11 protein-coding genes are annotated in these 9,670 nt (G+C 40.8%); all 11 read left to right on the top strand.

Features of this window, described 5'->3' with window-relative positions:
- A partial coding sequence (locus ASC50_RS03270) for a hypothetical protein (RefSeq protein WP_158648353.1) occupies positions 1-560 on the top strand: 560 nt, incomplete at its 5' end.
- Between the two features lie 22 nt (positions 561-582).
- Entirely contained in the window at positions 583-2,427 is a 1,845-nt protein-coding gene (locus ASC50_RS03265; protein ID WP_056928700.1) for an LPP20 family lipoprotein, read from the top strand.
- Positions 2,428-2,526: 99 nt separating this feature from the next.
- Positions 2,527-4,161 (top strand): PEGA domain-containing protein, encoded by a 1,635-nt coding sequence (locus ASC50_RS03260; RefSeq protein ID WP_158648352.1) that lies wholly within the window; start codon positions 2,527-2,529, stop codon positions 4,159-4,161.
- Positions 4,162-4,180: 19 nt separating this feature from the next.
- Positions 4,181-4,912 carry a hypothetical protein gene (locus ASC50_RS03255; protein WP_056928698.1) on the top strand — a complete coding sequence of 244 codons (732 nt, stop codon included), beginning with the start codon at positions 4,181-4,183 and terminating at the stop codon, positions 4,910-4,912.
- An 11-nt stretch (positions 4,913-4,923) separates the two neighbouring features.
- Complete coding sequence (locus ASC50_RS03250) at positions 4,924-5,862, top strand: COG1361 family protein (protein ID WP_056928697.1); 939 nt, start codon at positions 4,924-4,926, stop codon at positions 5,860-5,862.
- A 40-nt stretch (positions 5,863-5,902) separates the two neighbouring features.
- Positions 5,903-6,511 carry an RDD family protein gene (locus tag ASC50_RS03245; RefSeq protein ID WP_056928696.1) on the top strand — a complete coding sequence of 203 codons (609 nt, stop codon included), beginning with the start codon at positions 5,903-5,905 and terminating at the stop codon, positions 6,509-6,511.
- A gap of 3 nt (positions 6,512-6,514) precedes the next feature.
- Positions 6,515-6,928, top strand: a complete 414-nt coding sequence (locus ASC50_RS03240) for a zinc-ribbon domain-containing protein (RefSeq protein ID WP_226995367.1) — start codon at positions 6,515-6,517, stop codon at positions 6,926-6,928.
- A gap of 36 nt (positions 6,929-6,964) precedes the next feature.
- Positions 6,965-8,254 carry a zinc ribbon domain-containing protein gene (locus ASC50_RS03235; RefSeq protein ID WP_158648351.1) on the top strand — a complete coding sequence of 430 codons (1,290 nt, stop codon included), beginning with the start codon at positions 6,965-6,967 and terminating at the stop codon, positions 8,252-8,254.
- A 480-nt stretch (positions 8,255-8,734) separates the two neighbouring features.
- The gene (locus ASC50_RS07140) at positions 8,735-8,884 is read left to right on the top strand and encodes a hypothetical protein (protein WP_158648350.1); all 150 of its coding nucleotides are present in this window, start codon (positions 8,735-8,737) and stop codon (positions 8,882-8,884) included.
- 5 nt (positions 8,885-8,889) lie between these two features.
- On the top strand, positions 8,890-9,306 hold the full coding sequence (locus ASC50_RS03230) for a type II toxin-antitoxin system VapC family toxin (RefSeq protein WP_082592060.1): 417 nt from the start codon (positions 8,890-8,892) through the stop codon (positions 9,304-9,306).
- 18 nt (positions 9,307-9,324) lie between these two features.
- Complete coding sequence (locus ASC50_RS07605) at positions 9,325-9,459, top strand: hypothetical protein (RefSeq protein ID WP_262482191.1); 135 nt, start codon at positions 9,325-9,327, stop codon at positions 9,457-9,459.
- Positions 9,460-9,670 lie beyond the last annotated feature (211 nt).

Genomic DNA, 9,670 nt, shown 5'->3' with positions numbered 1-9,670 from the left:
CTACGGTGGCGATCGCAGGCGTAGTAGCTACGAGCTGCGGAAGTAGTAAACAAGTTGCAACTGCCTCTCCATCGAAGGAGACCTCCGACAGAGGACGCAAGCAAAGTAAAGAAGAGTGTGAAGAGCTGGCATTGGATCCGGATGCAAAAAATCTTCGAGCCTCCGGCAATGGTGTGAGCCCCAAAGAATCGTTCGCCAAACAGTTGGCAAGCAACAATGCACGAAGCGAATTAGCTCGCACATTGGAAATCTTCGTGAAAGGAGGTATTAAGAGTTTCAATCAACAGTATGGTGCCGGTAATGGTGTAGAGGAGTTAGAAAAAGCGGAAGAAGCCGGTTATTATCAACAATTTCTGAGTAACACAAAAATAATCTGCTCCAATGTTTATGTAAAAGAAGACAAAAGTTTCAACGTATATGTGTGCGTAGAAATGATGGGAGATGTCTGGGCTGGTGTACATAAAAAGTTGACTGCTGACAAAAAAATTTCTATTGACTTTGACGAGCATAAATTTAGAGAAGAAATGAACAAAGAGTTGGAAAATTTTAAAAATCGGTAAATAGCCTCACAACTTATTTAAAATGACGTCTATTACAAAAATTTTTATCATGCTGATTGGATGCTTATGCACCCAATCAGCTTACTCACAAACTGTTGAAGAGGTTAAAAAGAGCTCTGCCTACTATTGGGGCGAAGGTGTGGGCAAGACAACCGCTTTGGCGGATAAAGATGCCTTGTCGATGCTGATTGGCAGTATTTCGGTTAATGTGGAGAGCAATTTCAGTACCCATATTGAACAAGACACCAAGGATAAAAAGACAAATTTTAAGGAGTATGTCAATAATTTGGTGCAAACACATTCCAACGCCACCATCAAAAACACAGAGATTTTGAGTTGGGGCGAAGAGCCAAACGTGCACGTTTTCCGATTTGTGAAAAAAGCGGAAGTCGGGAAAATCTTTGCCGAGCGCGAACGCAAAATCAAGGAATTTGTGACGGAAGCTTTGGCTGCCGATGCCAAATATCAGGTTGCCGATGCGTTGCGGTACTATTATTGGGCGTTGATGCTGTTGCAAAGTCTGCCTAACGCGGAAAGCGTAACGATGACGATAGCGGATAAAGCGCAGAAATTGGACGTTTTCCTGCCCAAACAAATCAATGAAACAATCGGAAATCTTGATTTTGAGGTGAATGATAAGCAACCCGATGAAAATCTAACACAATATATGTTGGGCATTACCTACAAAAAACAGCCAATTGTGAATTGCGATTATTCGTTTTTCGACGGGCGCAATTGGTCGTCGGTTACAGGCGCAAAAGACGGCAGAGGCATGGCTGAACTGGTAGGCGATGCGAAGTTGCACAAAGATATACGGCTGAAAATCGAATATGCCTTTGAAAACGAATGGAAAGTTGACAATGAGGTGAATGATGTGTTGAATAAGGTGGAGCCGATTATTTTCAAGAAAAGTTATGCCAATGTTTCATTGACAAAACCATCGGTAGGGGTAGGGCGCGCCCAGCCCATGCAAAATGCGGTTGTTTCCACCAATGCCGCAACCACGCATGTAGCACAGGGGATTGCGGGTCAAGCCCGCAATGACGACAACAATTATTTGTCATTGTTGGAACGGGTAGAGAAGGCGATACGCACCCAAAATTATGAATCGGTGCGCGATTGTTTCACAGCAGAAGGGTATGATATTTTCACCAAATTGGTGCAATACGGGCGCGCCGTAATCCTCTCAAAACCAACGTATTCGTTTGTGAAATTTGAGGATGGGATATTGGCACGGTCGCTGCCGATGCGGTTTAGTTTTAGCAACAATCGCCGCGCATTTGTGGAAGATGTGGTGTTTAATATTTTGCCAAGTGAGGGTAAAATCCGCTCGCTGTCGTTTGCGTTGTCTGCAAATACATGTAACGATATTATGAAATATCAGCAGTGGGACGAATATTCGCGCTTGGCAATTATCAATTTCATTGAAAACTACAAAACGGCGTATGCCTTGAAGCGATTGGATTATATCGAGTCGATATTTTCGGACAATGCCTTGATTATTGTGGGAAAAACCGTAAAAAATCACGTGGACACGGACAATGCCAAATATACATTGCCCGCCAATCAAACAAGATTGACACAATACACGAAGGGGCAATATATGAAGCAACTTAGCACGGTGTTTAAGAGCAATGAATATGTTAATCTGAAATTCACCGACACGAGCGTAAAGAAAGCCGGTGCAGGTGGCGAAATCTACGGCATACAGTTGAAACAGGACTATTTTTCAACAACTTACGGCGACACGGGCTATCTTTTCTTGATGGTGGATTTGAACAAAGCCGAAGAGCCTACCATCCATATTCGCACGTGGCAACCGGAAAAAGACCCCGATTTTGGATTATATGATATTTCTAATTTTTAGATGATGAATAAAATTGTAAAACAAATTTTTCTTACAACTATTATGCTGTTAGTCAGCACGATGGTATTTTCGCAGAATATTGCAGTAGAAAGTTTTTTAATGGACGAAAGCGACCAGGAAGCACGAATGAGAAGTCCACGGAAAGACCAGAACGACAAAGTGTGTGCCATAATCAAAATAGAAACCACGTTGCTGTTGCAAGATTTTAGTTTTGATGCCGGTATGGTGGCTGTTACGGCAACCGAACAAAAAATAGGGGAAATATGGGTTTACCTCTCTCCGGGTGCACGACGGCTAACTATCCAACACAAAGATTTGGGCAGTGTTCGCAACTATGAATTTGGCGAATCGCTGAAAGAGGCTACGGTGTATATCATGAAGTTGAAATCGGGGACAGTGGAGCGAGTGATGAAAGAGAATGTAGCGTTGCAATACCTCATCGTCAATTGTCCCATTGAGGGGGCAACGATAAAATTAGACGGCAATCCTTCCGAGGCATTTAGCAATGGCACATTTCAAAAATTGTTGTCATACGGGAAGCATCAATACACGATAGAGGCACCGATGTATTACCCGCTAAACGGACAAATTGAGATACGTGCTTCGGAAAAATCGTCTTTGACGCCTGATTTGAAGCCGGCTTTTGCAGTGATTACCTTAACCGGTGATGGAGATATTTATGTCAATGATGAACGCAAAGGTGCCGGTAGGTGGAGCGAGCGTTTGATGCCGGGTTCGTATAAAGTGGAAGTGAAAAAAGCTTTGCATCGCCCCTCTGTCAGTTCGTTTGAGGTGAAAGCCGGCGAAAACAAAACGATTCCACTGCAAGCCCCCGCGCCCATCTATGGTTCGCTGAATATAAGTGCCAATGTGGTGGATGCCACCATTTTTATTGATGGTGTAAAGCACAAAGATAATGCGCCAACAATCATTAAAGAAGTGCTGATTGGCAAGCATACTATTGAATTGCAAGCCAAAGGCTGTAAACCGGACAAACAAACCGTGGAGGTGCAAGAGGGGAAAATTGCTGAGATAAAAGCTCAATTGGATAAGATAGTATTAGCTAATCTTCAAATTACATCAACTCCTTCATCAACCGTTTCAATCAATGGTGCTCGCATCGGAAGTACGCCAACTACCAAAGAAGATTTGCCGCTTGGTCAAACATTCGTGTCATTTGAAGCCTCAGGCTATGAAAGGCTTGAAAAGACAATGAATTTAACAGCAGGACATAATGAAATACATGGCAAATTAAAAAAAGAGATAAAAACCTTTGTTTGGTTGGAATATTTGTATTCGGGAACGGCTCCTCTGGGATTTACGATAGGAGGTTGCGGGAAATGGGGCGGCTACATCCGATTCAAAACAGATGTTCACTTTGATGGAGCACCGTCTGACGATGGAGCAGATATTGATTTTTCCAACATTGATTTTGATAAGCGAGAATACTACCGGTTGGCATGGACGGCAGGACTTATGGCTCGTTTGTTCAAAGGTTGCTATCTATATGGCGGTGCGGGATATGGAAAATATGGAGCGGCATACCAAATAGTGGATACAGAAAACTACTATTGCCCCGATTTGCAAAAAGGCTTGGATGTAGAAGGCGGTATGGTATTGCATTTAGGACCAATTGCGTTGTCGGCCGGTTACAATACATTATTGTTGTCGGGCAGCAAGCAGCGATTGAGTGATGTGAGTGTAGGTGTTGCTATTGCACTTATGTCTAAATAAATAAAAATAATTAAAAAATATGAAAAATATGAATACTGTAGAGGTTTTAGGATATTCTGAGCGAGGAATATTTAATAGCATTGTTTTTTATTTGCAAGCACACCCTGAATTGGTGGGTGATTTTCTGAAAGTTTTGCAAATAGATGATAATAGCGAATGCTTTGGTGAGAGTGTAAAATATACTATACTCAGTGAACAGTCCTTTTCTGACTTTGGGAATAGCGATTTAGTTATTATAGCAGAAAATAATAACACAAAACTAAAGACCGTTGTTTTTATTGAAGGAAAAGTGAAAACATGTCAGGGAAGTTTCTCTATTGACAGAAAGTTTGATGATTTGAAACAAAAAAAAGTCTTTGCTGGTATATCTTCCAATATTTTTGTTCAATTATATTACAAATATCTGTTAGTCAATATTCTAAAAGAAAATAAGACAGATACAAGTTCTTACAAATTGCCCAACATTTTCAAAAAAAATGATGGTAATGATAGAAAAATCGGAAAAAATGAAATTGTAGAGAAAGCACGGGAAAAAATAGGATATGCCGATACTTATTATTTTGTTGCTATTCTGCCAAAAAACGAGGATTTTAAAAAACGCTTTGAAGAACTAAATGCAACTGTATTTAAAACAATGCCAATTCCCATTGAGAAAATACAAAGTGTTTCTTGGGAAGATGTTGAACATTTATTCAAAGATGCCACTATTGTATCGCGAACTTTTGAATATAACAAAGGACAAATTTATTAAATTTTATAACAATGAAAAAGAATATTCAATTGATGTTATGCTCCCTGCTCTTTTTAGATGCCGGTTGCAGCTATCCTGAGTTAACGATGGATGAGATTAGAGAACTGACAAAGACTGGAACCGGAGGTAGCGATGGCATGGATTCCGGAGGTTCTGGTTCAGACGAGCCTGTTAAAGAAATTTCCATCAAGTTTGATAAATATACCGTTTATTCCGACAATAATGGTGATAAAATTGTAAACAAAGGAGAAACAGTTGGGTTGCGAGTTAGTCTGAAAAACACCGGTACAGGTACGACAAACGCAGTGGAAGCTACTTTTTCGTCAAACAGTCCATCTATTTCCGGTTTTACGCCAACCACAGCAGTGAATTATGCTACTATTGCTGCCGGAAGTACTAAAACAGTGAACTATGACGGATATGCAGGTTCTCTTGCAGAAAGTTATACTGTCAAGTTCACTGTTTCCAATTCCGCCACTGCCGGAACGCAAATTCCTATAAACATTAGTATTGTTGATGAAAGCGGCAATACTTGGGCGGATAGTTTCAATGCTGTGGTAGGAAGTGAAACGGCAGAAATGGCTTATGACAAATACACCGTAGTAGTGGATTATGACGGAGACAAAAAAGTAGAAAAAGGCGAACAAGTATATTTACAAGTCCTTTTGAGAAATATAGGCTCAGGTGCAGCAAATGCCGTGAAAGCAAGTTTTTCATCCGGTAGCTCCTATATATCCGGCTTATCGCCTACTACGCAAATAGATTACGGCAATTATACGGGCGGGCAATCCAAATACGGACAAGGCGGGTATGACTTTTCTGTTTATTACACCATCATGTTTACGGTTTCCAACTCAGCAACAGCGGGAACGCAGATACCGATAAACATTGGTATGGTGGATGGTAGCAGTAATTCGTGGACGGGGAGTTTTAATGTAAAGGTAGAATGAAAATAAAGAAATTATAAATTAAAAAAAAAAATATAAAATTATGGCACTGATAAATTGTACAGAATGCGGAAAACAAGTTTCCGACAAAGCAAAGAAATGTCCACAATGTGGATGTCCGATTAGAGAGACTGTTGATGACGGTCAAGTTCCCAATTCAACAATTCAGTTAGGATTGGGGTATCCCAAAGCCTCTTTGGGAAAGCGATTTGTAGCATCATTTTTAGATGGGCTAATTGCAGCTGCCTTATTCATACCTGCAATGCTCTATTTTGTAAATGTTTTGTATGGGTCTTTTTATGATATAAGTTATTTTGTAACTCATTTAGCGCGTTTATTTGAAAGTGGTGAAATGTTTTTCTTCGTTATTCTTTGTTTATTACCATTTGAATATGCTTTGACTAAAGATGGATTTGGCAAAGGGCAAAGTTGGGGCAAGAAAGCGGTTGGATTGATGGTTATTTATTTACCCGATAATACTCCGTGTTCAAAGTGGCGGTCTTGCTTACGATGGCTGATAGGGTCGCTACTCGGATGTATTCCTATTGTTGGTTGGCTGATTGAACCAATAATGGTGTTAGCAAGTGCGGATGGACGGCGGTTAGCTGATTTAGCCGCCGAAACACAAGTAATAGAAAAAATAGACTTTTAAATTATGGCACTAATAAATTGTACAGAATGCGGAAAGCAAGTTTCCGACAAAGCAAAGAAATGTCCTAATTGTGGACACCCGAGTAATTTGAGAATGACAACGGTGAGGCAAACACCCGTGAGGGAAACATTCGTGAGGCAACCTCAGCAGCAAACGCAAATCATTGTGAACCAGCAAAATTCCAATGGCACCGGCACTGCCGGTTTTGTGTTCGCTTTATTTGCCCTGTTTTTCAGTTGGACTCCTGTTTTTGGATGGATTTTGTGGTTTTTTGGACTTCTGTTTTCATTTATCGGACTTTTCAAAAGTCCAAGAGGTCTTGCCGTAGTTGGGTTCATCATCTCAATTATTGATTTGATTATACTATTTGCTCTGGTTGCCGGAGTTGCTGCGCTATTCGCCGGAATATTTGCATAGTAATTGGGTAAAATTTTAAAAATAAATTCATAAAGTATGGCTATTATTAATTGTCCTGAATGCGGAAAGCAAATTTCCGACAAAGCAGAAGAATGCCCACATTGCGGGTGTCCAATTGAGAGTATGTTTAGTTGCCCTGAATGTGGCGAGCAGTTGTTTGAGAAAACAGAAGAATGTCCCCGTTGCGGGTATCCGCTCATGGATATGGACGTTGACGGAGATGATGCAGATGATGTAGATGATGCAGATGGTAATTCGTACATTCCAGAGAACAAGTTGTTGGATTGGCTGAAAAATCACAAGAAGCAAGTAAAGAAAGTGGGGATTTGGTTGCTAATTCTTATTACAATAGCGGCAATAGTGTGGTTCATCCCTTCTCCTTGGGATAATGATAATCACTTATCAGAACCACCGGTAGTAGAAGTTGTTGTAGAGGAGGTTACCGGATTGAATAATTCGATTAACATGTTGATTGCCAATGATAAAACTTATTTTTATGAACAGCCGGATTGGGCGACTATAAGGAAGAAAAATTGGTTGGCAAAAGGTGATAAAGCAATTATAGAAAAAACGGAAAACGGCTTTGGCTATGTTGAATTTATAAATTCGGAAGGAAAAACAACCAAAGGCTGGATACCTCTGTCTCAAACGAAAGTAGAAAAAGCCGATTCCGAAGTTATCAACAAAGTTGCATTGAAAAAAATCAGTTTTGCCGATAATGAATGTAGTTACTACATCGCATCAGGCAGAAATGAGCAGTTAGTAAGAAATATCGAACAAGCACGAATAACAGCGATGGAAGGATGGTATGGAAGCACAAAATCTGATGACCCTGCCGGCTGGACTTTGGCACGCAAAGAAGCAATAACTGAGGCATATGGTGATGATGATTACAGTCAGATGAGCTGGTCTACCAACTCTTACCAGAATAGTCGTGTCTTTTCTATTGGATATTCATACCGTCTTTGTGGTGGTATTGGTGTTGGAATTGTGGGGGAGACATTATTTACATTTGATAAAACTACCGGAAAGCAAATTAGCATAGAAGATTTAGTAATAGACAACAATAAACTGTTAATTTTGATTGAAAAACAATTACGTAAAGAGAATAACATACCTGATGGTGCTGATTTGAGTGAATATGGCTACAACGAAGGTCCTTTACCACTACCTGATTTTGAATTTACCACAAAAGGAATACGTTTTCATTACGGTGCTTATGTGTTGGGAGATGGACCTGCTGCTGAGTGGGGGTGGGGTCACGCATTTATTATTCCATATTCCAAACTAAAAGGCATCGTCCGCTATATAGAAGATGCAGAATAAAAAGGAGATAAAACGGCAAACGCAATGGCAACGGTGCCCTCATCACCCTACGAAGGAGCAGTCAAAACAGGTCGCTGGGTAGGGGAATAGGGCAACCGCACCAAATTTACAGTGACCAACTACCCCATACGGGCATAGCCGTCAGGTTAAGGCTGAAAGCCTTGTAGCAATAGCGTAGGGCATCGCCCTACGGACAGGATATGGCATTGAATGCAAGCCCTGAAAGGGCGATAGCAATGGCTGATGCCCTTTCAGGGCGAAACGAGGGGGAGAGGGCATCTTTCGTAGGGCGATGCCCAGTCGTGGTCGGAAGATTGGTTAGATGTTGAATTTACGGGCTGAAAGCCCAGCATATCCCAGCCCCACCACCATTAATCATCTGCCGCCAACAATCAGGCAAATTTTTGGAAAAATATGCCAAAACATTTGCTAATTCAAAAATTTGCATTACCTTTGCAGAAAATTTAATAATGTAAAATTATGGCAACAACAGCAGTGAAAGCAACAGCAGAAGCGAGCGCAGGGCAGAGTAGCTCCGCGCCGCTCAGGAAGGGGCGACTTACGGATTATTGGGAAAAGCACCCCAAAGGGGAATTGACAGTATTGGATTGGCGGGCAGTCAACAAATAGTAATTATGCGCTATCTAATTGACACGAACATATTTGTACGACTGCTTAATGACGGCGATATGCTGTCAAAAAATGTTAGTTATATCTTAGATGATTATTCTAATCTGCTCTACATTAGTTCTGAGAGTGTTAAAGAAATGATTCATCTTTTCCAAACAGGTAAAATTAGGCATAAAAGGTGGAAAACGGCACAAGATATTGTAGATTCTATTGAAAAAGAATGGAATATGGCAATTAAGTATGTCCAACGGGAGCATCTTGTTACTTTTTCCGGTCTTGACCGTGTAGAAAATCACAACGACCCAAGCGACCGCCTAATTATTGCCCAAGCCATTTGTGAAAAAATCCCGCTCATAAGCAGTGATGGTAAATTTCATCACTACCGCAAGCAAAACCTACAATTTGTTTTCAACAAAAAATAGCCTCTGCTCGGCGCAGATATGATGGGGCAATATGATGATATAATGCCCTTTCAGGGCTGGGATATGCTGGGCTTTCAGCCCGCGGTGAAATCTTCCGACCACGACTGGGCGATGCCCTACGCTATTGCTACAAGGCTTTCAGCCTTAACCTGACGGCTGTGCCCATACGGGGTAGATTGAAGACCTACGGTCTTCCTTGTCATCATAAATTTGATGCGGTTGCCCTGAAGTTCAATTAGTAGATGAGAAAAATTCGCTGAAGCATTTTGAGTGAAATTGATTAAAACGTTCCTAAAAATCAGAATATTTTGATTTTTAGGAACATTTTAGTAATTTTGCAGCGAATTTCAAAATTTCAAAAATA

It is taken from the genome of Candidatus Symbiothrix dinenymphae, from assembly GCF_001431085.1.
Note: the sequence above shows the minus strand (reverse complement) of the source record. Positions and strands in the feature narration are given on the sequence as shown.

What these genes read in the sequence shown, in the direction of transcription:
- ASC50_RS03265 (WP_056928700.1), top strand. Translation starts at nt 583, where the DNA reads ATGACGTCTATTACAAAAATTTTTATCATGCTGATTGGATGCTTATGC.
- ASC50_RS03260 (WP_158648352.1), top strand. Translation starts at nt 2,527, where the DNA reads ATGGACGAAAGCGACCAGGAAGCACGAATGAGAAGTCCACGGAAAGAC.
- ASC50_RS03255 (WP_056928698.1), top strand. Translation starts at nt 4,181, where the DNA reads ATGAAAAATATGAATACTGTAGAGGTTTTAGGATATTCTGAGCGAGGA.
- ASC50_RS03250 (WP_056928697.1), top strand. Translation starts at nt 4,924, where the DNA reads ATGAAAAAGAATATTCAATTGATGTTATGCTCCCTGCTCTTTTTAGAT.
- ASC50_RS03245 (WP_056928696.1), top strand. Translation starts at nt 5,903, where the DNA reads ATGGCACTGATAAATTGTACAGAATGCGGAAAACAAGTTTCCGACAAA.
- ASC50_RS03240 (WP_226995367.1), top strand. Translation starts at nt 6,515, where the DNA reads ATGGCACTAATAAATTGTACAGAATGCGGAAAGCAAGTTTCCGACAAA.
- ASC50_RS03235 (WP_158648351.1), top strand. Translation starts at nt 6,965, where the DNA reads ATGGCTATTATTAATTGTCCTGAATGCGGAAAGCAAATTTCCGACAAA.
- ASC50_RS07140 (WP_158648350.1), top strand. Translation starts at nt 8,735, where the DNA reads ATGGCAACAACAGCAGTGAAAGCAACAGCAGAAGCGAGCGCAGGGCAG.
- ASC50_RS03230 (WP_082592060.1), top strand. Translation starts at nt 8,890, where the DNA reads ATGCGCTATCTAATTGACACGAACATATTTGTACGACTGCTTAATGAC.
- ASC50_RS07605 (WP_262482191.1), top strand. Translation starts at nt 9,325, where the DNA reads ATGATGGGGCAATATGATGATATAATGCCCTTTCAGGGCTGGGATATG.